Here is a 24,672-nt window from a genome sequence, read left to right as displayed (position 1 = left end):
CATGTTAGAATGGCTGTTTTTTTATACCTCATTTAAGAAGTTGGGGAAAAAGTTATTTGCCCGTTACCTCTTCCTGTCATCCGAATTTAACATTTTTTCATTGTTAACATTTCATGAATGCCTCTTTATAAGAATAAAGAACTATGAATATTTACTCATTTATCATTCTATGTATTTTTTATAGAGGTATCAACTATGGTCTATTGAATATTAAGTCTGGTGAAATAATTCAATAATAGTTATTGAATAAAAATTCATCAGTTAGTATAATTATTTTGTTTTTGGGATTGAGGAAGGGGAGAAACAACATGTTAAAAAAACATTGGGTAGCTGGTGTCATGAGTTTAAGTTTGCTGACATCGATGCCATTTGCTGTAACAGCAGAATCACCGCAAAAAAAGTGGACGAATGTTAATAGTTTTGAAGAGGCTGATGGAAGTCCGTTTAACTCTGAGCATTATGATTTTGTGAAGTATTCAAAGATTGGTTCGATCTTAAAAAAGATTGATAGAGAAAGTAAACGAGTAACCCTTGAACAAACAGGGGTTTCATCTAAAGGATATCCGATGTATGTGGTCACAATCTCCAATACAGGTGATAAAGGAAAGTATGGACATTATAAGAAACTGCGAAAGGAAATGTTCAAAAATCCTCAAAAAGCTCAAGATTGGATCGCCGAAAATCCTGATTTTAAAGTACCAGTGATGATCAATGGATCTATCCATGGTACTGAATACATAGGCTCTGATGCTGTCCTTCAGCTGATCGATCGTTTTGCCAAAGATAATGATGAAGAAACAAAAGAGATTCTAGACAGCAACATACTCATATTTAATGTGGTTGCAAACCCTGATGGTCGTGTTGACGGAACTCGCTTTAATGGAAACGGTATAGATCTGAACCGTGACTTTATCACTCTTTCGCAAGAGGAAACGAAACAAACCGTTGATCTGATCACAGAGTGGAATCCGATGGTCTTCTTAGATCTTCACGGCTATGTGAACAGTGACGACGGAAAACCAGGGTTGATTGAGCCATGTACGCCGCCTCATAATCCGAACTATGAATATGATCTGTTTTCTAAATGGGCTTTAGATCAAGCGAAAGCGATGGAAGCAGAGATCGTTGGAAATAAAGCAAACTATGAAACAGATCTCTATAAAAATATGACGGGTACATACATTCCGCAGCGTGACGATAGTTTTGGTTGGGACGATTATCCGCCAATCTTCACACCAATGTATGCGATGTATCATGGGGCATACGGTTACACGTTGGAAGCACCGACAAACAATTGGGATGGTGTGAGATGGGCCAACGATGCTGTGATGGGAGCATTGAAGTTTGCTGTTCAAAATAAACAAGGAATGCTTACAGATCAAATTGAGATCTTTGAACGTGGCATCAATTTTGATCACCCTTATCATGAAGAAGGATTTTTCCCGAATGCCTATGTTCTACCTGTAAATGAAAAGGATCCGACGGTTACAGAAAAAGCGGTGAACCATCTTCTTGAAAATGATATTTCTGTAGAAAAAGCAGTCAAGCCTTTTTCGGCTAACGGACAAGCTTATCCAGCGGGCACGTACATCGTTGATATGAGCCAAGCCAAAGCAGGTCTTGCAAACACGATGTTATGGGATGGCGAGGATATCACGAACGATACGCCAGCGATGTATGACATATCAGCCTGGAGTCTACCAGAATTGTGGGGCTTTGAAGCAATTGAAGTAGATGAAAAAGTGAATGCGAAAACAAAGCCTGTTAGAGAGGCCGAATATGACGGATCTATTCAAGGGAAAGGGCCATACGTAATTCCCAACAGTTCTGTCCAAGCGGTGAAACTAGTGAACGACCTTATGAAAAAAGGTGAGCGTGTATATAAAGACGATGCAGGTAATTTTTATATCGAAAACCTTTCATCAAGAAACAAGAAACTTGTGAAAGAGTCAGGAATCAAACTTCAAACTGCAAAAATGCCAGCTCAAAAAGAAATGCTTTCAACACTTAAAGTAGCTGTATTAAAAGATGGTGGCATGAATAAAGCACAAAGTCATGCAGGTACAAAGCTCGCATTAGAACGACTCGGTTTCTCGGTAAAAGAAGTGACACCAAAAGAAGTTGCAGAGAAGGGGCTATCTCAATACGATGCGTTCCTATATGCCGGCACTGACGCATTGCTGCAATACGAGAATGTGAGAGAAGCGAATAAGCCGTTCGTGATCGGCAGCAAGCAGGCGTATGACAGTTTCAAAGCCAACGTACAAACATTTATCGATAATGGCGGGAAATATATCTCCGTTGGCGCTGGTGGTGCTAGAGCTTCAAGTCAGCTCGGATTAACAACGATAAAAGTAAACACGGGCGGCTCTAACAGCAATGGAATCGTAAAAGTAGACTATGAAAAAGATGAAGTAACAGCTGGTTATAAAAAGGATGATCTCGGATTTGTTTATCGACCAGTCTGGTTTACAGAGTTAGGAAACTCAAAATCGGTCGCAACGTTAGGAGAGGACGACTTCTTTGTTGCAGGCCACTGGAAGAACAATCAACTAGCGGCTGGGCAGTCCGTCATTGTAGAAGAGGCGCAAAAAGATATAACGTTGATCGGACTCGAAGCAGGATTCCGTGATCATACTGATTATCTGTTCCGTTTATTGTCCAACTCACTATATCAATAAAAGAGCCTTTCTCGTTGACAACCAGATAAGCACTGCATTACTTTTATAGGGAAAGTTTACCCTGTTTAATAGACCTGAAGAGCATTGAACTTGTTTCTTGCTCTTTGGTCTTTCTTTGTATCAGTTATTAAGTATCTAAAAGATTGTTTTTGGGTTATTTTTATACCTCATTGATAAGTTGATTGGAGTGCAAGGTGCGAGACTCCTGCGGGACAGGTAGGCAGGTGAGACACTTAAGAGTGAAACGTACAAATGTGGCTCACCGCCTGCCCCGCGGAAAGCGAGCAACCTGGAACGGAAATCAACCACCTTCAAGTACAACACGAAAAATGCCCAAATAAAGCTGAAATGTTTTAAAGCATTGAGACAGGTGTAAATTATAAAAGTAAAGCAAACTGAAAGGTGAGTGAAAAATAATGTTCAATAAACTATTTGGAAAAAAAGAAGTTAAAAAAGAAGAAACACTAATCGCTCCATTAACAGGAAAAATCGTAAACATTGAAGAGGTGCCAGATCCGACGTTCGCTCAGAAGATGATGGGCGATGGGATTGCGATAGAACCAACAGAAGGTGTTGTTGTCTCTCCGGTTGATGGAGAAATCGTTCAGTTCTTCCACACGAAGCATGCGATCGGCATCCAATCAGAAGCTGGAGCAGAAATCCTTATCCACGTTGGTCTTGAGACGGTTAGCATGAACGGTGAAGGTTTCGAAGGACATGTGAACGTAGGAGATAAAGTAAAAGCGGGAGACAAGCTTTTAAGCTTTGACCTGGATTTGATTAAGGAAAAAGCGGCTAGCACGGTAACGCCGATCGTGATCACAAATGGTGATGCGGTTGAATCTTTAGATAAGCGTGCAGCATCTGAAGCAACAAAAGGCGAAACTTCATTATTGCAGGTTAAAATGAAATAAATCAGGAAATCAGGCTAACCATGCCTGATTTTTTTCCAATAAAAAGGGGGAGGCTACGATGAAAAAAGGCGTAATTTCTTTAGGAGAAGCACTTGTTGATTTTATTCCAACGGATGAAACGAACACGACTTACCAAAAAAGTCCTGGTGGAGCACCTGCCAATGTAGCTGTTGGGGTTGCGCGATTAGGGTCAGCATCTACTTTTTTAGGAAAAGTGGGAGATGATGTGCTAGGATCGTTCATGATTGATACATTAAAGAGTTATGGCGTGAACGCGTTTCATGTGTACAAGACGGAAGAAGTGCGAACAGGAGCCGTTTTTGTGACGCTCGATCCAAACGGTGAAAGATCGTTCGACTTTTATATTAATCCGAGCGCAGACCGATTCTTAGAAGAAAAAGATGTACAACCGAGTCTCTTTAAAGAGCATAAAATTCTTCATTTTGGTTCGATTTCGTTGATTGGTGAGCCTTCCAAAAGCGCTACTGAAAAAGCGGTAAGGCTTGCAAAAGAAAACGGCATGTGGGTTTCGTACGATCCAAACTTGCGGTTGTCGCTCTGGAAAACACCAGCGCAAGCTCGTGAAACAATTCTTTCTATGCTAAAGCATGCTGACATCGTTAAGATCTCTGAAGAAGAACTCGAATTTATCACAGGATTAAAAAAGGTCGAAGAAGGCATTAAAGTTCTTCAAGAATATGATATTCCCTTACTCTTCATCACGCTAGGTGATGACGGAAGCTATGTGGTGACAAAAGAGGGCGGTGAATATATTCCGGCAAAGCGTGTCTCTTCGGTAGATACAACCGGAGCAGGTGACGCTTATGTTGCGGGTGTTCTTCATCAACTAAATGAATACGATGGCTCACTCCAAGACCTAACACTCGATGAAGCAAGTGACATGGCACTATTCGGAAGCGTATCTGGAGCACTTGCTGTTTCTGTTAAAGGAGCGATGACCGCACTGCCTACTTTAGAGCAAATTGAGAATGAACTTGCACAAAATAAACAATAACTGCATATAATAGGAAAATATTTTGACTAATGTTTTTGTTTTTTGGTAATATTATTTTATTATAAAAGATGATATGCAGCTGTGAAGGATGAATAGTAGCTAAATGTACACTCTTTTTAGCGAGCTGGGGATGGTGAGAGCCCGGTAAGAGACATTAGTGAAACGGCAATCCGGAGTTGCTTTTTGAAAAGAGGATTCGTTTTTACATACGGATCAACTAGGGTGGAACCGCGGGAGATACAACTCTCGTCCCTGGGCATAGCGCCTTGGGACGGGAGTTTTTTATTTTTTAGAAAACGGCCGACCCATAAGGCAAAACCTAAATGGGAGGAATAAAAATGACAAAAAACATGGAAACCATCACAAATCATGCGAAACACCGCGGTTTTGTATTTCCGGGATCTGAAATCTACGGGGGTCTTGCGAACACGTGGGATTATGGCCCGCTAGGTGTTGAGCTTAAAAACAACGTAAAAAAAGCATGGTGGAAAAAATTCGTTCAAGAATCACCTTACAACGTAGGTCTTGATGCAGCCATCCTCATGAACCCTCGTACGTGGGAAGCATCAGGTCACATCGGAAACTTCAACGACCCGATGATGGACTGTAAGAGCTGTAAGGCGCGCCACCGTGCAGATAAACTGATCGAAGATGCTGCTGATCAAGCTGGAAAAGAAATTATCGTAGACGGCCTTCCGTTTGAAAAGATGGAAGAGTTAGTGAAAGAATACAATATCGCTTGTCCGGAGTGTGGAAGCCATGACTTCACAAGCATCCGTCAGTTCAACCTGATGTTCAAAACACACCAAGGTGTAACGGAATCAAGTTCAAACGAAATCTACATGCGTCCGGAAACGGCACAAGGGATCTTCGTTAACTTTAAGAATGTTCAGCGCACGATGCGTAAAAAATTGCCGTTCGGTATCGCACAGATCGGTAAGAGTTTCCGTAACGAGATCACACCTGGTAACTTCACGTTCCGTACACGTGAGTTCGAACAGATGGAGCTTGAGTTCTTCTGTAAGCCAGGAAGTGAGATCGAGTGGTTCAACTATTGGAAAGACACAGCTGAAAACTGGCTAAAATCATTGGGTATGACTTCTGAAAATCTTCGTCTTCGCGACCATAACGAAGATGAGCTTTCTCACTACTCTAATGCTACAACTGACTTTGAATACAAGTTCCCGTTCGGCTGGGGCGAGCTTTGGGGTGTTGCCTCTCGTACAGACTTCGATTTGAAGCGTCACATGGAATTCTCAGGTGAAGACTTCAACTATATCGACCAAGAAACAAACGAGCGTTATGTTCCTTATTGCATCGAGCCTTCTCTAGGTGCTGACCGCGTAACGTTGGCGTTCTTGATTGATGCGTATGAAGATGAGCAGCTTGAAGATGGTACTTCAAGAACGGTTATGCACTTGCACCCTGCATTAGCTCCTTATAAAGCAGCGATCCTGCCACTATCTAAGAAGCTATCTGAGGAAGCAACAGAAGTGTTCAGCTCACTTGCAAAAGACTTCAATGTGGACTATGACGAAACAGGTTCGATCGGTAAACGTTACCGTCGTCAAGATGAAGTAGGAACTCCTTTCTGTATCACATATGACTTTGATTCTAAAGAAGACGGCATGGTAACCGTACGTGACCGTGACACGATGGAACAAACGCGTGTGAAGATTGCAGATCTTAAGAGCTTTATTGAGGAAAAAGTTCAGTTTTAATTAAAAGCTTGTGATTCAGAGATGTTTTTCTGAGTAGTTGATTTCCGTTTCAGGTGCTCCCTTTCCGGGGGGCGTGCGGTGAGCCACCTCGGCGCCTTGCGCCATTAGGTGTCTCACCTGTCCCGCTGATCCCCCAGGAGTCTCGCACCTTACACTACAATCAACTTTTCAATGAAGATTCAAGATCAGAAAGCTTAATAAAAAGCACACATTTGCTACTTGCAGTGTGTGCTTCTGTTTTTTCACGGGAGTTTATTCTACAATAGAGTATGAGAGATTAATTTATAGCCCTCGGGCTTTTATTGGAGGTATATACATGAACGAAGGACGTATTCAAAAGGTACAAAACTGGCTAAAGCAAGAAGGGCATACTTTCGCGTTCATTCACACGACAGCAAACGTGTTCTATCTATCAGGATTGTATTCGGATCCGCATGAACGTGTGTTAGGTGTGGCTGTACTTGCAGAAGGAGAGCCGTTCATGATCTGTCCAGGCATGGAGCGTTCGCAAGCGAAAGACGCAGGCTGGACGTATGAGATTGTTGGTTACAGCGATTCTGAAGATCCTTGGGCGAAGGTACAAGAAGCGTTGGCTAACCGTGGGGTGACTGCAGCGTCATCGATTGCAGTTGAAAAAGAAACTCTTCCTTACGCACGTGGCGAGAAGCTACTTGGCATGTTTGATGGTGCGAGCTTGGTCGGAGCTGAAGAGTTGATGAACGAGCTTCGTCTCATAAAAGAAGAAAGCGAGTTAAAGACGTTGCGTGAAGCGGCTAGACTTGCAGACTATGGGGTTGAGGTAGGAGTTGCAGCACTTCGTGAGGGTGTAACAGAGATGGAAGTACTCGCGAAGATTGAATACGAACTGAAGCAAAAAGGCATCAGTGCGATGTCGTTTTCTACAATGGTGTTATTCGGTGAAAAAGCTGGACAGCCTCATGGAAAGCCAGGCTTGAGAAAACTTCAGCACGGCGATTTTGTTTTATTCGACCTTGGTGTAGTCCTTGACGGTTATTGTTCTGACATCACGCGTACTGTAGCGTTCGGTGATCTAGATGAAAAGCGTCGCGAGATCTATGATACGGTGCTTCAGGCACAATTGAAGGCGTTAGAAGCTTCTAAGCCTGGAACGCGCATCGGTGATCTTGATGTGATCGCACGTAACCACATCACAGAAGCAGGTTATGGCGACAACTTCCCGCACCGTATCGGACACGGTCTTGGAATCGATGTTCACGAATTCCCATCCATGAGTGACAACAATGATGGCGTACTTCGTGAAGGAATGACGTATACGATCGAACCAGGCATCTATATTGATGATGTTGGCGGCGTACGTATTGAGGACGACGTCTATGTAACGGCAGATGGACACGAAACATTGACGAAATATCCAAAAGAGCTGCAGATTATTAAATAATATTGATTAAAGGATGGCTAAAAGTAATTTAGCCATCCTTTTTCTTTGCATGGGGCGTGAGACGAAGTGATAAGTTTATATTTTTTGGTGCAACATATAATAATCCCTGAAATTTGCTTAAGAATCCCGCGAGAAAATGATTTAATTCCGCGAGTTTAAAACAGAATCCCGCGAGTTTTCCCTTTTTTTCCGCGAGTTGCTAATTTCAGCAGATGCATCGGCTGTAAATTCTCTTTTAATTATGTAATCCTGATCTTAACTTTTTCTTGTTGCTCTCTTTTTGCATCCCACACACGTTGAATCTCAAAAGTACCTTCTTCAAAAAACAACGGAAACCTCTCTTTAAACCAGTCTTGCATGGGAAGATCTAATGCTTCGTTCATTGAGACCCAAACCAATTCGCCTTCTGGTGGATCTAACAAAGTTTCACCATCAAACGTGTCCGTCCAATAGTTGAACACCATATATCTCACATTCTTTTGAGGATTTACATACTCATCAATCCCTTTGAACACTAAGTTTGAAACACATAATCCTGTTTCTTCTTCAACTTCTCTACAAGCACCTTCTACTAAGCTTTCAGGAAAATCTATTTTACCACCAGGGGCTAAAAACCCAGGAAAGCCGCGATTGTCTGGCCGTTTGATCAACAGCACATTATCTCCGTTTTGCACCATGCACATCGTATATAGTCGGTGTTCAATATAAGCAGTCACACGCAATCCTCCAAAAAACATTTTACTTATTTTAACATATACTCTATAATAATGATTGATTAACCAATCATCTGTAAAAAAAGGAGATTTCTCAATTGCCTTTATCACATAAACAACTGAAAGCGATGGAACAAAAGCGTGAAAAGATTTTAGAGCAGGCGATTCTTTTGTTTGCAGAGCAAGGGTATGAGAGCACGACCATTGCGAAGGTAGCAAAAGCTGCAGGTGTTAGTTTTGGAAGTGTATTTACATACTTTGAAAATAAGGATCAGCTATTTTATCATGCGGTTACTGAGCCTTTAGAAAAACAATACAGAGATGCGATGTTAGATTTTAATCCGGATGCTGAAGATCTTTTAGCTGAGATTATGAGCATGATAGACAAACATATTACTATATTTATCGAGATGCGTACCTATCTGCAGCTGGTCGTGCAAGTAATCGGACAGCATACGAAATTTCCTGAACCGTTTAAAGTTCTGGACGAATTTAGTCTGGAATTTATTTTAAAACTTCAAGAGATCATACGTAATGGTCAAGAAAACGGAGTTCTAGAAAAATCTGATGAAGACTTAACCGCGACAGCTTATCTTGGCTTTTTATTAGGTATTAGATTGACGTTTACAGACTATGCCGTATCTCGAGTTAGAGAAAAGTTTAAGATTCCAGCTTTCCAACTGTTATATCCGAAACGCTAAAAGGTGTTTCGGTTACTTTTTATCTTAATGATGATTGATTAATCAATCGTAAAAGGAGAGATAAACATGAATTTCTTTACCTTTCATCGCAACATTCAGCTAAGGCTTGTGCTCCAATTTATTACAACATTTGCTTCTTCAACCGTAATCCCATTTCTAGCAATCTTTTTTTCTGATCAGGTAGGGGCGTTTTCAACGGGTTTGATGTATATCGGGGTTATTTTATCTGGAATAACAGGAGCGTTGATTGGTGGGAGGCGTTCGGATCAATTCGGTAGAAAGAGAATTATTTTACTAAGTGAGAGCATGATCGGCCTCGGTTACTTGATTGCTGGAGCTCTCAATCTGTTCTTTCCTCTTTCTCCATATGTGAACTTCGTCCTGTTCATCGTTATTCTTTTTTTTACAGGTATGGCTGGCCCTGCGTATGGTGCGATCATTATTGATTCAAGTACGAAGGAAAATAGAAAAGCGATTTATACGATCTCTTATTGGCTTGGGAATTTGGCGGTTGCTGCAGGTGGAGTAACTGGGGCTATCCTATTTAAAACCTATCCATATGAGTTATTTTTAGGAATCGCGTTGGTTACTTTTATTACGTGGGTCGTGACATGGTTATGGCTTGAAGATGTGCGGCTGCCGAGCGCTGTGACTCAGGATACCAACGTAACAAAAAGTTTTCAGGGAGGCTATAAAAACATTTTTTTGAACCGAAAATTTATCTTCTTTACGGTAGCAGGGTTGTTTCTTATCTCGTTAGAGGAGAGCTTGACCACATATATCGGTATCAAACTTGTAAGCGATATACAGGATCAAGTGCCATTACTACCTTTCACATCATTTTTTGAAGTAGATGGATTTCAATTGATTGGTTTACTAAAAGCAGAGAACACGATCTTAGTCGTCGTATTAAGTCTTGTTATAGCCGCTATATTTAAGCGTTTCAAAGACCGTTCTTTAATGCTCGGAGGAGGGTTTGCCTACGCTTTAGGGTTTGTTGTAATCAGCTATAGCACGAGTCCCATTGTTTTAATCATAGCGATGTTTATTGCATCTGTTGGTGAACTGATTCATATTCCAGCTAAGCAAGCTTATGTGGCATCAATCATACCAGATGATGCTCGTGGGTCGTACATGGCGATATACGGCTTGTCGTTTCACCTGTCTGGAATGATTGCCGCACTATTCGTCATGATTAGCGGATTTCTTTCAGCAAACACGATCACTTTGCTGTTTAGTTTGATGGGTGTTACAAGTTTAATCATTTATCACTTTTTATTCCGTTTTGAAGAGGTAGAAGAAACAAAGATTGTAAAAACTACAGCATAAAAAAAGAAGCAGAACATATCTGCTTCTTTCAAAATTTAGTTAGGCAACACATAAAACATCATAAGAAAATGCATCACACTACCGGCTAGAACAAACAAATGCCAGACGGCGTGGTGGAACGGAAAGCTGCGCCATACATAAAAGATACTGCCGAGCGTGTAGATGATTCCGCCTGCAACGAGGAGTTGGATGCCCGCTGGTGGCATGTTTGCCGAAATATCTTGAAAGGCGAATGTGATCAGCCATCCCATCGCTACATAACCTAATGTTGATAACACAACGAACTTTTTCGTAAAAAAGACTTTAAACACGACACCAAAGATTGCGAGTCCCCAAACGACTCCAAATAATGTCCAGCCCAGTGCTCCGCCTACGACGATCAGCACGATTGGGGTATACGTTCCTGCAATAAAGAGATAGATGGCAGCGTGATCCATGATCTCAAATAAATCCTTAACCCGTCCTTTAGGAAAAGCGTGTACGAGGGTTGAAGCTGAATAGAGCGTCAGCATCGTTCCTCCGAATACGGCGAAGCTAACAATATGAACCGCTGTTCCTTTCCATACGGCAAACACGAGCAGAATGGAAGTAACCGCTACACTAAGAAGGACACCGAGTCCGTGTGTGATGGCATTTGCTATCTCTTCGCGTTTTGAAAATACATGTGTACTCATTTCGTTCACCTTCCTTTACGTTATGGTCAGTATATCAGAAAATGGCTTCCTTTAACCAATTAAAGAACATAAAACAATTGTTAACTTGAGAGTGGTTGATTTCCGCTCCAGGTTGCACGCTTTCCATGGGGCGAACGGTGAGCCTCCTGCCACTACGTGCCATTAGGAGTCTCCACCAGTCCACTCGTCCCATAGGAGTCGGCAACCTTCCGCTACAATCAACTTGCATAGGATGAGACAATGAAAGATCACCAATGTTGTTTAGGCTGAAAGCAAGTACTCTGGAAATGGACATCAATTTCTTTTAAGAAGGCTTTTTTTAAAAGATTATTGCTAATGAGTATTTCTTATTTCCTTCTTCGACTATTGATTGTAGTGAAAGATGCGAGCCTCCTGCGGGACAGGTGGGCAGTCGGAAGAGTGGAAATGGCTCGTTCAGCTCCGACCAGCAAAAGTTGAATGGGCAATGAAGGCGCAATTTGCTTTCTTGAACATTTAACTTTTGACCTCGAGGGGCTAGCCATTGCAACTAGACAGGTGAGACACTTATTCGGAAACGTACGAATGTGGCTCACCGCCTGCCCCGCGGAAAGCGAGCATCTGCAACGGAAATCAACTACATTCAAAAGAGACAATGAATACGAAAACAGCCTTTAATAATAAATCTCTAAAAAGAAGGAATCTTTCTCAACGGAGAGGAAATAGATAAGATTACAGACTTGATAGATAAAGAGAGGGTCACGATTATGGAGGTCACGCGTTATTCGTCTATACCGGCTTTTTATAGTGAAGTTGAGGAATTCCTGCTATGTCAGGAAGATCGAGCAGGAATCATGCTTGGTAACTGCCTGCGTTTTCAAGACAAAGTATGGGAGGGGGAGCAGCCTTTCCTTGCTACCGTTAAACAGAATGGAAAGATCATGCTATCAGCCATGCTGATTCCGCCTTACGCTTTATTACTTTTAGAAAAAGAGGAATCAGATGGTGTTGCGGCTGTCCCGCATTTGGTTCGCTATTTGCTCCAAGAAGACTATTATGTGCAAAAAGTCATGTCACCGAAAGCTGTTGGAAAGGCGTTTGCACACGAGTGGACGACTGCTCATCATCTAGAAGAAAAATTGCTGATGGATCTGCGTCTTTACACACTTCCTTCTGTTATCCAGCCTGCAGCCCGAGCCGGCCGTTTAAGGATGGCAACAAAAGCTGACTTAGCTTTCTTGCCGCGTTGGATCGTAGAGATGACAGAAGAAACGAAGCTGATTATGACGATGGCAGAAGCAGAAGAGTATGCAAAAGCACGGGTGGAGAGCAAGTTTCTTTTTATATGGGAAGAGGATGGGAAGCCGGTTTCGATGGCTGCTAAGACAAGGCCGAATGTAAAAGGTGTCTCCATCAATTTGGTCTATACGCCAAAGAATCTTAGAGGTAAAGGGTATGCGAGCGCTTGTGTTGCTGCATTAAGCGATCACCTGTTGAGTGAAGGATTTACGTTCTGCACCCTTTATACGGATCTCTCAAATCCTACTTCTAATAAAATCTATCAAAATATCGGTTATGAACCAGTATGTGATTATATCGAACTGAAATTTAACGAAAGAAGAACAGAGCGACCGGCTTGATTACCGGTAAGCTTTGTTCTGATTCTTCATTTGTATATAGTTTGTTATGTATTTTCGTGCACCGCCTAACGTGTCTTTCGGAAGCTGATCATGTTTAAAATATTGAAAATCATGTGATTCATTGAGATCGATCGTTAGTTCGCCACTTACAGAATGAGCCGTATATACAGCGGTTACGGCATACAGTTCATCACCGTTTGCATTTTTAATATAATGATCTTGGCCAGAATAGACATGAAGCTGGGTCAAGCCTTCAACGTCGAGTCCTGTTTCTTCTTTCACTTCACGAATCGCCGTTTCTTCAAAGCTTTCACCAAGTTCCATCAGACCACCGGGCAGTCCCCAACCGCCATCGGTACGATGTTGTAATAATATTTCATCCTTTTCATTCACAATAATAACAACAGAGCCAGGTAGGATGAGTGGTGCGGTTCCTACATATTTCCTAAGATCTTCATAGTAAGCCATCAAATCGCTCCTTCCTAACCAACATTTTACATAAAATATGTTAATAATTCATCTAAAAGTGGAACACTGAATAAAAAGATCGAGGGGAGTTTTGGAATGGAAGCCTTCGCTAGACCCCGTGTGGTGGTAAGTAAATGTCTTGAATTTGATGCATGCCGATACAATGGTGATGTGATATATAACGATGTGATCAAAAAACTGATGGATTATGTAGACTTTGTTCCTGTATGCCCAGAAGTAGAAATCGGACTTGGTACGCCACGAGAAACGATTCGTATTGTGAAAAAGGGTGAAGATCATTTTCTTCTTCAGCCATCAACGCAGCGTGATATAACGAAGGAGATGCGTACTTTTTCAGATGGTTATTTGGCTGGAATTATTGATACAGATGGATTTATTCTGAAGACGCGTTCTCCTTCTTGTGGATTAAAAGAAGTGAAGGTGTATGCCTCGACTGAAAAAGGGCCTGCCATCGGGCATTCGAGCGGGTTGTTTGGAGGAAGAGTCGCTGAGCTATATTCCCATTTAGCCATCGAAGAAGAAGGACGGTTAAATAATTTTACGATTCGTGATCGTTTTTATACGAAGCTTTTTACGCTCGCTGCCTTTCGAAATATACTGCCGCAGGGACTTCAAGCGATTAAAAGCTTTCATGAGAAAAATCAGTTTCTGTTTATGGCCTATAGCAACCCAACGTTAAAAGTGATGAACCGGATCTTAAAAAAAGAGCAGGAAAATGGAGAAGAACGAACGATACAACTGTATGCTAAAGCGATGAACAAATTGTTTAATCGTACGGCAAGAAGCGATTCTAACCGGAAAGTGGCGTACGAGATCTTCAAACGGTTTCAGCCGCATCTATCTCCAAAAGAAATCGCCTTTTTTGAAGAGCTTCTTCAGAAGTATGCGAACAAAAAAGAACCGTTTTCAAGCGTAGCTACGATTTTAAAGTCGCATGCTATACGCTTTGAAGACAGTGAGATTCTCGGTCAGACGTTCTTTGCACCGTACCCTGAAATTCTGCTTGAGATCTCAGACTCAGGCAAGGGACGAGATTATTAAAACGAGCGCATACAACAGGGGGATGGTTAGACAGGAAAGAACCGTACTTAACATAACCCCCGCTGCCGCAAAAGAGGCATCCTCTCCATAACGCTCTGCATACATGGAGATGCTTGGAGCGGAGGGCATCCCGGCAGTTATAACGGCAACTGCTATTAATGGAAGAGGCAACGATAAGAAAACAAAAGGAAGTAATAGAAAAGGAAAAAGCAGCAGCTTGTAAAAACTGGCTAGCCATAAGTGTGAACTTTTTAAAAAGCTCGTTAAATGCTGTAACGGTAAAGCTCCCAAAATAACGCCGATCAACAACATCGAAAGTGGAACAGTAGGTTTTCCTAGCATTTCTAAAGTGTTGGATAAAGCACTAGGAAGGGTTCCTGGCAGGAGCATGAAGATTAAGCCAACGAGTGTGGAAATCACACCCGGATTTAAAAAGACGCTTCGCCAAGGCAGAGTCTCGGAATGACGAGCAAATAAATAGATGCCGTATGTCCAAATCCACAAGAGATAGACAAAGTTAAAGAATGTGGCAAACAGCACTCCTGTTTTTCCAAATAATATAAAACAGACCGCAATGCCTAGAAAACCTTGATTTCCAAAAATCATGATCCCTTCTAAGGCATTTTTCTGTGTGTCTACGATCTTCAATCTCCTAATCGTCCACCAAGAAAAGAGGGAGGAAATAAGTAATACGAATATAGACATTACGGACAGCCAACCGAACTGTTTTAAATTTTCGATGGAAAAGGAAACATCCATTCCGAAGATGATCAATGCAGGTAACGTTACATTTAATAAAAGTGCTGAAAGTGTGCGTTCACTGCCAGATGGCAAGATCTCTTTCTTTCGAAGGATATAACCGAGTAGAGCAATGCTGTACAATAGGGTTAATTCTTGCATAAAAGGAGCAAGTTTCATTTCTTTCAGCCTCCTTACTACAAGCATATGGAGGATGTGTAGATTAAGTGATACAAACGCAGTTAGGAGGATGATTCATGCTGATGGCAAAAGGCGAGATTCTTTTCAGGCAAGGAGAAGAAGGGCCATTGTTTCGGTTAGATAACGGTTTATTAAAAATTGTTCGTGTTCATGAGGATGGAAGCCAAGTCTTGCTTAATTTGATTGTTCCAGGCGAAGTGATTCCGCATCATTCATTAACGAGTCCAAATGAGTATAACGGAACAGCGATCGCCCTATTACCTAGTGAGATCACGCGGATCGAACCCCAGCAATGGTATCGTTCACTTGAAGAGGATCCTTACAAGTACAAAGAAGTGGCACTAATGCTAGAAACGAAACTAAGGATGATGCAGCAGCGCATCAATCAGATGTCTACTTTGACACCAGAAGGAAAGATCAGAAAGCTTCAAAACTGGTTTGCGAATTATTTTCCTGATATTCAGATTGAAAAAGTGCTGACTCAAGAAGAAATCGGACAGTTTGTTGGCTTAAGACGAGAGACGGTCAACCGGGCACTTAAGAAGATTTAATGAAATGTCAAAGATTTTACATACATATGAACGTAAGATTTTCGCTTCTTTAACAAATGATACCTGTATAAAAGTTAAAGGAGTGATTGTGTGATGAAAAAGTTTATCCCTCTTGCACTTGCGTTTTCCGTACTAACGAGTGGTGCAGTTACGGTGTCGGCTGCAAATCAAGAAAAGGTTCAAGTGGAGGCTCATAAAAGAGGTCAGCACTTTAAGCAGATGAAAAATTTTGAGAAGCAGGTTCATAAGGCAAACGCGCTTAAGATTGAACGGTTAGAGATTCAAAAAGATATCGTAAAAAAGAAAGACCAGCTTTTCGACCTGCATGTAAAAGCTGGGGAGCAGAAAGTAAAAGAAAAACGAAGCGCGAACAAAGCCGGCTGGCAGGAGATGAAACAGATTCATCAAGAGTTAAGGACTCTGCACAGTCAAGCACATGAAACAAAAAAAGCGATGCACGAAGCTTTACGAGCAAATAATGAGAAGCTTGCGCTAGAGAAGATGAATCAGTGGTTGAGCCTTAATGAGAAAATTAATAATAAGCTAAGTGAAAAATCCGCTAAGTTGGATGAGGTCTTGGCTAAGCATAAGTAAACTGCAATAACAAAAAATGTTGAGGCAACAAAATTAGTTGCCTCAACACTTTTTATAATCATTTATTTTGATTTATGCTTAGGCGTATAGTCTGGATAATCGGTAATGATGCCATCAACACCTGCATTTAATAATGGTTGTACTTCTTGCTTGTTTCGAACCGTCCAAGCCATGATTCCCATATGACGCTCATGTACTTCATCTACGATTGAAGAATTAACAAGCGTTTTGCTAGGGTTTACAAATTCCGCATATGTAGCAAACTCATCGAGCTTTGCTTCGCTTAAATCTGTGACGCGGGAAGTAAGTACACCAACAGGCACTCTAGGAAGCAACTTGTCCATCTGTTGCATAGAACCAAACTCAAATGATTGAATGATAATCTTATCATGAGCTGGTAGATGCATGTTTCGTTCCTTTATGGCTGCAGCTACTTTTTCTTCAATCTCGGGATAGTAATAGGTTGCTTTTAATTCAATCAGAATGCCAGTTTTTCCGCGAAACTCATCGAGTACTTCTTCAAAAGTAGGAACTTTCTCTCCTATAAATTCTTCCCCAAAGTAGCTTCCAGCATCAAGTTGACGAATCTCTTCTAATGTATGATCTTTTACATAGCCCGTTCCGTTTGTTGTTCGATCTAACGTAACGTCATGAATAACTACGAGCTCACCGTCTTTAGTTTCTTGTACATCAATTTCAATATAATCGGACTTCATATCTACGCCCTTATGGAACGCGGCCATCGTATTCTCTGGCGCATACCCTGATGCTCCGCGGTGTGCGACAGTTTGGACGCGATCAGACGGGTCGTAAGCGAGTGTTGAAGTACTGTAGATCGAACCAATAATCCCCATTGAAAGTAATGACGCAACTGCTGTCTTCTTCATGCTCATGTTATTCATCCCCTTATCATTGTATTGTATGGTCCGTGAACCTGCCCGCCTCATGCAACAAGCAAGATCACATTCATTATGCTAACAAAGGAAAATGGGGAAAGAATGGTCAGAACCTCCTTAGTATTTTAAAGAAAATAAGGTCTATATGAGGGGATATCTTAACAAATGGCCGTTCTGTAAAGGTGGGGTGAAGGAGATGTCGCTATTGTAAAGGGAAAGAAAAAAAACCAGGCATTTTAGACGCCTGGTTTCTGAAGGTCTTCCGGATGGTTGAAGCTTCTAGCAATATAGATAAACGGCGTAGAAGCCGCTGACACAACAAACTTGATTACATACGTCGTAAAGAAAATCTGAATCCAAACATCCCATGAGAACACACCAGCAAACGCAATCGTACAAAAGATAAGCGTGTCGATCAGCTGGCTAACCATCGTACTTCCGTTATTACGAATCCAAAGTTGATCAGGGCGTGAAAATCTTTCCTTCAACTTTGCAAAAAGTTTAACATCTAGATACTGACTGATTAAGTAAGCAGCCAGACTACCGATCACAAGTCGAGGCATAAATCCAAAGATGGCTTCAAGATGTGGCTGGAAGATGTCACTTTCGTGCGGTTGGAACACGAGCACCATCTGCATGATGACCGTCGTCATAATGAGTGTGAAGAAACCGAACCATACCGCTTTCTTTGCTTCTTTTTCCCCGTACTTCTCGTTGATTAGATCCGTTGCTAAATAGATGGTTCCATAGATTACATTACCGAGAGTCATAACAAGCCCGAACATCTCGATCGTTTTTACAACCTGAAGGTTTGCAAGAATCGTAGCGGCAGCGATCCAAGCATACAGTCCTGTTCGACCGAACCACTTATAGCATGTTAAAAACAATATAAAATTAACCAGTGCAAATGCTACACCAAAATAAAAATTAAACATAAAAAATCCTCCTAGTTTTGATAACGCGGGAGTTTTCGAACCGCGAAATACGTTTAACACAACAGTTCCCCATTATAAGTCAGTTTTTGTAATTAATCAATAAACCATATAAATATGTAGCGCATGAGTAGTTTATAATCTCTTTCTTTGTGCAATACATAGTGTAGATTGATTATTGTTTACAGAAAAAACGGAAATACTGCTTGTAATAGATAAAGCACACTAAGGAGCAGGTGTATGATAACTTTTGATAATGTTTCTAAAGAATACGGGGATGGAACGTCCGCGGTTCGCGATCTGAATTTAACGATACAGCCAGGAGAATTTTTCATTGTAATCGGTCCGAGCGGATGTGGAAAAACAACGATGCTTAAGATGATCAATAGACTGATCAGCCTGACTAAAGGCACGATTTCCATCGATAACAAGAGAATCAGTGATTACAATATTGATGAACTACGTTGGAATATCGGGTATGTGCTGCAGCAGATCGCTTTATTTCCTCACATGACAATTCTAGAGAATATTAGCATCGTTCCCGAGCTAAAAGGATGGGACAAAGAAAGAATTCGTAAAAGAGTGGATGAGCTTCTTGATATGGTCGGCTTAAATCCTGAAACGTATCGAGACCGCAAGCCTAATGAACTCTCTGGTGGGCAACAACAGCGGGTAGGTGTCGTACGAGCGTTAGCTGCAGATCCTAACATTATTTTAATGGATGAGCCTTTTAGCGCTCTAGATCCGATCAGCAGAGAAAAGCTGCAAGAAGATCTTTTTAATCTTCAAAGAAATATTAAGAAGACCATTGTTTTCGTGACTCATGACATGAAGGAAGCTTTGAAACTGGGAGACAGGATTTGTGTGATGAATGAAGGTTCTATCGTACAAGTGGGAACGCCGGACGAGCTGCTCGAAAACCCTGCCGATGATTTTGTAAGAAATTTCGTAGGAACAGAGAGTATGAGTTCTGTTGAAAATATGGATCTTCGAAAGCTTATCATTCCATTGAAAGCAGATGAAATTGGAATGGATTATCAATTACCTTCCCTTTCAGTGAAAACGAGTATTACAGAGGCGCTCGATATCTTAACCCGTGAAAATGAAGTGACGGTTGAAGATCATGGTGCAATCATAGGAACACTTAACAGACAAGCTGTTATTCAATATCTTGCAGATCGCTTGCAGGAAAGAGGTAGCAGAGATGAATAGTTTCTTGCAAGTATTTCAAGATCGAAAAGGTGAACTCGCAAGTGCACTGATCGAGCATATTCAGATTTCGTTTATTGCACTTCTCTTTGCCGTGGTTATTTCAATCCCTCTAGGTATCTATCTAACGAAAAAACCAAGAGTGGCTGAACCGATTATCGGAGTGACTGCTGTGTTGCAGACGATTCCGTCACTTGCTTTACTAGGTCTGTTGATTCCGCTGTTTGGGATCGGTAAGGTGCCGGCCATTATTGCACTTGTTGTTTACGCACTGCTCCCGATTTTAAGAAACACATATACAGGAATTAAAGAAGTTGATTCTTCATTAATTGAAGCAGCGAGAGCGATGGGGATGAACACGAGAAAGCGGTTGATGAAGGTTGAACTTCCTTTAGCGATGCCTGTTATTATGGCCGGAATCCGTACGTCCATGGTCTTAATCATAGGAACGGCAACACTTGCAGCTTTAATCGGAGCGGGTGGACTCGGTGATATCATCTTGCTCGGTATTGACCGCAATAACACGATGTTGATCGTGCTTGGTGCCGTACCAGCTGCATTGCTCGCGATTTTATTTGATTTTCTGCTCAGAAGATTAGAGCTTCTTTCTTTTAAACGAGCGCTAACAACGGTCAGCGCATTTTTGATAGCCGCTCTTTTAGTTATACTTGTTCCTTTTGCGATGAAAGGCGGGCAAGAAGATATCGTCATAGGTGGTAAGCTAGGTTCTGAGCCTGAGATTTTAATCAACATGTACAAACTTTTAATTGAAGAAGAAACCGATTTAAATGTGGAGCTGAAGCCGGGACTTGGTAAAACGTCCTTTGTGTTTAATGCGTTGAAATCTGGGAGTATTGATATCTATCCAGAATTTACAGGCACAGCGATTGCAGAGTTTTTAAAAGAGAACGCATCAAGTACAGATAGCGAAAAAGTATATGAACAAGCTCGAAGCGGGATGGAAAGTAAGTTTGATATGCAATTGTTAAGCCCGATGGCATATAACAATACGTATGCGCTTGCTGTTCCTGAACAATTGGCGAAAGAGTACAACTTAAAGACGATTTCGGATTTAAAGAGTGTAAGCCAAAGTCTGAACGCCGGATTTACGTTAGAATTTTCGGATCGCGAAGATGGCTATAAAGGCATCCAAAAGCTATACGATATTCAGTTTGCGAATGTGAGAACGATGGAGCCGAAGCTAAGATATAACGCGGTGAAAAAAGGTGAAATCGATGTGGTTGATGCCTATTCTACAGACAGCGAACTGCGTCAATATAAGCTTACCGTGTTAGAAGATGACAAAAAGCTGTTTCCTCCTTATCAAGGTGCACCTATGCTTCGTAAAGAAACGGTAGAGAAGCACCCGGAGTTAAAGAAAGCTTTAGATAAACTTGCAGGAAAAATCACAGATGATGAAATGCGTGAGATGAACTATAAAGTGAATGTTGGGGGAGAGTCACCTAAGAAAGTAGCGGAAGATTTCTTGAAGAAGGAAGGACTTCTTTAAGCTTCTACCATCATCCATTAAGATTCGACAAAAATTTCCCGGAAAATAAAACATCCATGCAGTCTTGTCTGCATGGATGTTTTTATCGTTTATAAATCAACAGTGAGAATTAGAGGATTCGAGATAGTTTTTTCCTGATCATCTACCACTTCACTAGATGTGATGGTAATTGTTTTTAGGTTTTCAACATTGGTTTTGTTTAGTATAAATCCTAAGCTACCCATCTTTTCTTCTCCGGGTTTAATCTCTCCGTTTAGTTCCTCCAGATAAAAGTCTTCTTTCCACGTGACAGTTTCCCCTTGATCGGTTTCAATTTGAGCGATTGGATTGAAATGAACACTTTTCTTCCCTTTATTTTCAATTTTTACGTTTACTCGTACATAAGGGAACTCATCTTGTTTAGTGTAGCCATGGAAGAAATCTATCAGATCTACAGATGGTGCATAGTGTAATACTTTCACTTCATCGATCGTAAGCGCAATAGAATCAGACTTCAGTTGTTTATTAACTTTTGCATATTTCTTTAACGTTATGGACCCATCTTGGTCTTCCACTTTTTTATTAATTTCCGTTAAGTTTGTATCATCTGAAGCTTGAGAGCTATCGGTATAGGTTTGTTTTTCTGTCTGATTTTTCGTTTCAGATTTATTTGATTCATTCTGTTGATGGTTTGTGTGGGTTTCCTTTTTCTTGTCCGCCTCTGACGCGCAGCCCGTTACAAGCGAAGCTGAAAGAAACAGCATGATCCAACCTTTGAAAGGCATGGAAGCACCTCCTAAAAGATAAGCACCCCGTTGAATAACGGGATGCTTTTTTGGTTAGATTGACCTAATTGTACAAAATTTATTTTCCGAAAGAGAATTTACTTTTTTCTAAGATCGAAAAAATCTCTTTAGCTGTGTCAGTATTGTCAATCTTGCCAGAGAATTTCTCCATTCCTGGTCCGTATGCATAGACGTTTACATCTTCACCGGTATGTCCGTCTGTTGTCCAACCAGTTCCTGTGCGTAAATCAAAGATTTTTTCGATGGCGTTATCGATTTCTAATACATCACCGCTTTTTTGTTGAGCGGCTTTAACGGACTCAATTTCTTCTGAAGTCAATTCAAGGTCGATGTACTTCTTTAAAGTCTCTTCTACAGGTGCTCCATTTGCGATTTGTTTTGCGATGAAGTCAGGCGTTTTCTTCGCTGCTTTAATAGCAGATGGATCCCATTTGTAATCTCCATCACGGCCCATTGTCATTCCACCTGTTGAGTGGTCAGCTGTTGTGATGACAAGAGTGTGCTTGTCCTTTTTAGCAAATTCAATGGCTGATTGGAAAGCTTGTTCAAAGTCTTCCATTTCGCTCATTCCGGCAACTACATCATTGTCGTGACCAGCCCAGTCGATCTGGCTTCCTTCTACCATTAAGAAGAAACCTTTGTCATTCTTATTCAAGCGGTCTAATGCAGAATTCGTCATTTCTTTTAAAGAAGGTTGTTCTTGTGGACGATCGATTTTTTTATCAAGCTCTTTTGGAGCAAACAATCCAAGAACCTGTTCATTTTCATCTTTCAGCATCTGATTCTTGTTCGTTACATAAGAGTAGCCGTCTTTCTTAAATTCATCTGTGATGTTGCGGTCTTTACGATCAAAATAGCTAGTACCACCACCAAGAATAACGTCTACTTTATGCTTCCCATTCACCATATCATCATAATAATCATCAGCAATTTGGTTGTAATTTTCACGTGACTCATCATGTGCACCGAAAGCTGCTGGTGTTGCATGGTTGATTTGAGAAGTTGCAACTAATCCCGTGGACTTTCCATTTTGTTTCGCTTGCTCTAGAACGGTTTTAACATCTTGTTTTTCCATATCAACAGCAATAGCACCGTTATACGTTTTGATTCCTGCAGACATTGAAGTGGCAGCAGCGGCTGAATCTGTTACGCTTTCTTTCTTATCATGTGAATATGTGGATTGCATGCCCACTAAATAGTTATCGAATTTTGTTTCTTCCATCATCGGTGTTTTTGGATTATCTTTAAAAGCACGATATGCGGTCGTGTAAGTCGGTCCCATACCATCACCGATTAAAAAGATCACGTTTCTTATCTCATTCTTCTTATGCTTTTCATCAGCAGATGCTTGATTTATAACGAAACCACTAATGGCAAGTGTTCCTGCCACTGCAACAGATAGTACTTTTTTTGAAATAGTCATAATTGCCTCCTGTTGTTTTCAGTTGTCTTACAGTGAGGAATTATACTCCGATAATATTTTGAAAAGATTATGAGAATGTTAAGATTGTGTAAACGTATGGGAAAAAGGTGCTATGTAGTCTGCAGATTGTGCGGGTAAAAAAGTAGTGGGTATGATAAGATTTGTCGAAAATCGGATAAAAAAATTTATGTACGGATATAATTCTACTTAGTACGGAATTAATGCTGTTTAGCTCGTATAAAAATGAGATTACCTCGTAAAAAAATGGAGTGTCTGCCTTGAACGGGCAGATGCCGAATATGTCCACTAGGAATATACAAAAAAGAAACTAGACTCAACATTCTGAGCCTAGCTTCTTTTCATTCGATCCATTATACAGTTTGAACTGTTTTTTCTAATGCTACTTCTGCTGAAACGTAGTCATAACCAAGGTCAGTTGCCACTGCTTCGTATGTTACGAATCCACCAGCTGTGTTAAGACCCGCTTTTAAAGATGGGTTTTGAGCGATTGCTGCTTGTGCACCTTTGTTAGCGATCTGTAGTGCATATGGAACCGTTACGTTCGTAAGTGCGATTGTAGACGTACGAGGCACAGCACCAGGCATGTTTGCAACTGCATAGTGAACAACTCCGTGCTTGTCGTATGTTGGGTTGTCATGTGTTGTGATGCGGTCAACCGTTTCAAAGATACCGCCTTGATCGATCGCTACGTCAACAACTACAGATCCTGGAGTCATGGACTTGATCATTTCTTCTGTTACTAATTTAGGTGCTTTCGCTCCTGGGATAAGTACAGCTCCGATCACTAGATCAGATTCAGCTACAGCTTGTGCAATGTTTAATGGATTAGACATTAATGTTTGGATGCTGTTTCCGAAGATGTCATCAAGTTGACGAAGACGATCTGGGCTAAGGTCGATGATCGTAACGTCAGCACCAAGTCCAATCGCAACTTTTGCTGCGTTCGTACCTACAACACCGCCACCGATGATTGTTACTTTACCGCGACGTACTCCTGGTACACCTGCAAGAAGGATACCTTTTCCGCCTTTTGGCTTCTCAAGGAACTGAGCACCGATCTGTGCAGACATACGTCCTGCTACTTCACTCATTGGCGTTAATAGTGGAAGTGTACGGTTGAACTCTACAGTTTCGTAGGCGATTGCTGTAACGCCGCTATCTGTTAATGCTTTTGCCAATGCTGGCTCAGCAGCTAAGTGTAAGTAAGTGAAAAGAATTAGGTCTGAACGGAAATATTTGTACTCAGAAGCTAAAGGTTCTTTAACCTTCATTACCATTTCAGCTGCCCATGCGTCTTGCGCTTCTGCTACGATTTCAGCTCCTGCTGCTGCATAATCTTCGTTCGTAAATCCGCTGCCAACACCTGCGTTATTTTCTACAAGTACTTTGTGGCCTGCTGCTGTAAGTGTAATAACACCTGATGGCGTAATCGCTACGCGGTTTTCATTATTTTTAATTTCTGCTGGAACTCCAATAATCATTTGTGAATCCTCCT

General features: G+C 41.3%; 22 protein-coding genes. 13 read left to right on the top strand and 9 right to left on the bottom strand.

Annotated features, from left to right (window positions below; genetic code table 11):
- Positions 1 to 308: 308 nt before the first annotated feature.
- The 5 genes from IHV12_RS06410 to IHV12_RS06390 all read left to right on the top strand — a co-directional run bounded on the left by IHV12_RS06410 (position 309) and on the right by IHV12_RS06390 (position 7,751).
- Positions 309 to 2,681 (top strand): M14 family zinc carboxypeptidase, encoded by a 2,373-nt coding sequence (locus IHV12_RS06410; protein WP_197190254.1) that lies wholly within the window; start codon positions 309 to 311, stop codon positions 2,679 to 2,681.
- A gap of 416 nt (positions 2,682 to 3,097) precedes the next feature.
- Positions 3,098 to 3,595 (top strand): PTS sugar transporter subunit IIA, encoded by a 498-nt coding sequence (locus tag IHV12_RS06405; RefSeq protein ID WP_197132936.1) that lies wholly within the window; start codon positions 3,098 to 3,100, stop codon positions 3,593 to 3,595.
- Positions 3,596 to 3,653: 58 nt separating this feature from the next.
- Positions 3,654 to 4,610 carry an aminoimidazole riboside kinase gene (locus IHV12_RS06400; RefSeq protein ID WP_197190253.1) on the top strand — a complete coding sequence of 319 codons (957 nt, stop codon included), beginning with the start codon at positions 3,654 to 3,656 and terminating at the stop codon, positions 4,608 to 4,610.
- 338 nt (positions 4,611 to 4,948) lie between these two features.
- A complete protein-coding gene (locus IHV12_RS06395) occupies positions 4,949 to 6,331 on the top strand; it encodes a glycine--tRNA ligase (protein WP_197190252.1) in 1,383 nt (460 codons plus the stop codon).
- 316 nt (positions 6,332 to 6,647) lie between these two features.
- Positions 6,648 to 7,751, top strand: a complete 1,104-nt coding sequence (locus IHV12_RS06390) for a M24 family metallopeptidase (protein ID WP_197190251.1) — start codon at positions 6,648 to 6,650, stop codon at positions 7,749 to 7,751.
- Positions 7,752 to 7,990: 239 nt separating this feature from the next.
- On the opposite strand, the gene IHV12_RS06385 is transcribed toward IHV12_RS06390, so the two are convergent.
- Positions 7,991 to 8,434, bottom strand: a complete 444-nt coding sequence (locus IHV12_RS06385; protein WP_370568775.1) for an 8-oxo-dGTP diphosphatase — start codon at positions 8,432 to 8,434, stop codon at positions 7,991 to 7,993.
- Between the two features lie 128 nt (positions 8,435 to 8,562).
- On the opposite strand from IHV12_RS06385, the gene IHV12_RS06380 reads away from it, so the two are divergent.
- Together IHV12_RS06380 and IHV12_RS06375 are read left to right on the top strand one after the other, a co-directional pair.
- Positions 8,563 to 9,165, top strand: coding sequence for a TetR/AcrR family transcriptional regulator (locus IHV12_RS06380; RefSeq protein ID WP_197190249.1), 603 nt, complete (start codon positions 8,563 to 8,565; stop codon positions 9,163 to 9,165).
- A 66-nt stretch (positions 9,166 to 9,231) separates the two neighbouring features.
- Complete coding sequence (locus tag IHV12_RS06375; protein ID WP_197190248.1) at positions 9,232 to 10,494, top strand: MFS transporter; 1,263 nt, start codon at positions 9,232 to 9,234, stop codon at positions 10,492 to 10,494.
- A 35-nt stretch (positions 10,495 to 10,529) separates the two neighbouring features.
- Here the strand turns inward: IHV12_RS06375 and trhA are convergent, their stop codons facing one another.
- Positions 10,530 to 11,168 carry a PAQR family membrane homeostasis protein TrhA gene (gene trhA, locus IHV12_RS06370; protein WP_066399265.1) on the bottom strand — a complete coding sequence of 213 codons (639 nt, stop codon included), beginning with the start codon at positions 11,166 to 11,168 and terminating at the stop codon, positions 10,530 to 10,532.
- Positions 11,169 to 11,887: 719 nt separating this feature from the next.
- Here trhA and IHV12_RS06365 point away from each other — a divergent pair.
- Positions 11,888 to 12,787, top strand: a complete 900-nt coding sequence (locus tag IHV12_RS06365; RefSeq protein ID WP_197190247.1) for a GNAT family N-acetyltransferase — start codon at positions 11,888 to 11,890, stop codon at positions 12,785 to 12,787.
- Here the strand turns inward: IHV12_RS06365 and IHV12_RS06360 are convergent, their stop codons facing one another.
- A complete protein-coding gene (locus tag IHV12_RS06360; RefSeq protein ID WP_137791224.1) occupies positions 12,788 to 13,255 on the bottom strand; it encodes an NUDIX hydrolase in 468 nt (155 codons plus the stop codon). It lies immediately after the preceding gene.
- 96 nt (positions 13,256 to 13,351) lie between these two features.
- On the opposite strand from IHV12_RS06360, the gene IHV12_RS06355 reads away from it, so the two are divergent.
- Complete coding sequence (locus tag IHV12_RS06355; protein ID WP_197190246.1) at positions 13,352 to 14,317, top strand: YbgA family protein; 966 nt, start codon at positions 13,352 to 13,354, stop codon at positions 14,315 to 14,317.
- Here the strand turns inward: IHV12_RS06355 and IHV12_RS06350 are convergent.
- On the bottom strand, positions 14,294 to 15,235 hold the full coding sequence (locus tag IHV12_RS06350; protein ID WP_197190245.1) for an AEC family transporter: 942 nt from the start codon (positions 15,233 to 15,235) through the stop codon (positions 14,294 to 14,296). The two genes, IHV12_RS06355 and IHV12_RS06350, sit on opposite strands and share 24 nt — an antisense overlap.
- Positions 15,236 to 15,312: 77 nt before the next feature.
- Here IHV12_RS06350 and IHV12_RS06345 point away from each other — a divergent pair, with 77 nt between their 5' ends.
- Both IHV12_RS06345 and IHV12_RS06340 read left to right on the top strand, forming a co-directional pair.
- The gene (locus tag IHV12_RS06345) at positions 15,313 to 15,807 is read left to right on the top strand and encodes a Crp/Fnr family transcriptional regulator (protein WP_197190244.1); all 495 of its coding nucleotides are present in this window, start codon (positions 15,313 to 15,315) and stop codon (positions 15,805 to 15,807) included.
- 93 nt (positions 15,808 to 15,900) lie between these two features.
- On the top strand, positions 15,901 to 16,401 hold the full coding sequence (locus tag IHV12_RS06340; protein ID WP_197190243.1) for a hypothetical protein: 501 nt from the start codon (positions 15,901 to 15,903) through the stop codon (positions 16,399 to 16,401).
- A 62-nt stretch (positions 16,402 to 16,463) separates the two neighbouring features.
- On the opposite strand, the gene IHV12_RS06335 is transcribed toward IHV12_RS06340, so the two are convergent.
- Together IHV12_RS06335 and IHV12_RS06330 are read right to left on the bottom strand one after the other, a co-directional pair.
- Entirely contained in the window at positions 16,464 to 17,294 is an 831-nt protein-coding gene (locus tag IHV12_RS06335) for a glycerophosphodiester phosphodiesterase (RefSeq protein ID WP_197190242.1), read from the bottom strand.
- A 239-nt stretch (positions 17,295 to 17,533) separates the two neighbouring features.
- A complete protein-coding gene (locus IHV12_RS06330) occupies positions 17,534 to 18,232 on the bottom strand; it encodes a queuosine precursor transporter (RefSeq protein WP_197190241.1) in 699 nt (232 codons plus the stop codon).
- Between the two features lie 237 nt (positions 18,233 to 18,469).
- On the opposite strand from IHV12_RS06330, the gene IHV12_RS06325 reads away from it, so the two are divergent.
- On the top strand, positions 18,470 to 19,441 hold the full coding sequence (locus IHV12_RS06325) for an ABC transporter ATP-binding protein (RefSeq protein ID WP_197190240.1): 972 nt from the start codon (positions 18,470 to 18,472) through the stop codon (positions 19,439 to 19,441).
- Entirely contained in the window at positions 19,434 to 20,948 is a 1,515-nt protein-coding gene (gene opuFB / locus IHV12_RS06320) for an osmoprotectant update ABC transporter permease/substrate-binding subunit OpuFB (RefSeq protein WP_197190239.1), read from the top strand. The genes IHV12_RS06325 and opuFB overlap by 8 nt, the downstream gene beginning before the upstream one ends.
- A gap of 89 nt (positions 20,949 to 21,037) precedes the next feature.
- Here the strand turns inward: opuFB and IHV12_RS06315 are convergent, their stop codons facing one another.
- The 3 genes from IHV12_RS06315 to ald form a co-directional block, all read right to left on the bottom strand.
- Positions 21,038 to 21,712, bottom strand: coding sequence for a DUF4352 domain-containing protein (locus tag IHV12_RS06315; protein ID WP_197190238.1), 675 nt, complete (start codon positions 21,710 to 21,712; stop codon positions 21,038 to 21,040).
- 79 nt (positions 21,713 to 21,791) lie between these two features.
- A complete protein-coding gene (locus IHV12_RS06310; RefSeq protein WP_197190237.1) occupies positions 21,792 to 23,156 on the bottom strand; it encodes an alkaline phosphatase in 1,365 nt (454 codons plus the stop codon).
- Positions 23,157 to 23,527: 371 nt separating this feature from the next.
- Positions 23,528 to 24,658 carry an alanine dehydrogenase gene (gene ald, locus IHV12_RS06305; RefSeq protein ID WP_197132978.1) on the bottom strand — a complete coding sequence of 377 codons (1,131 nt, stop codon included), beginning with the start codon at positions 24,656 to 24,658 and terminating at the stop codon, positions 23,528 to 23,530.
- Positions 24,659 to 24,672 lie beyond the last annotated feature (14 nt).

It is taken from the genome of Fictibacillus sp. 7GRE50 (genome assembly GCF_015903875.1).
In the GTDB taxonomy this organism is placed as follows: domain Bacteria; phylum Bacillota; class Bacilli; order Bacillales; family Fictibacillaceae; genus Fictibacillus; species Fictibacillus phosphorivorans.
Note: the sequence above shows the minus strand (reverse complement) of the source record. Positions and strands in the feature narration are given on the sequence as shown.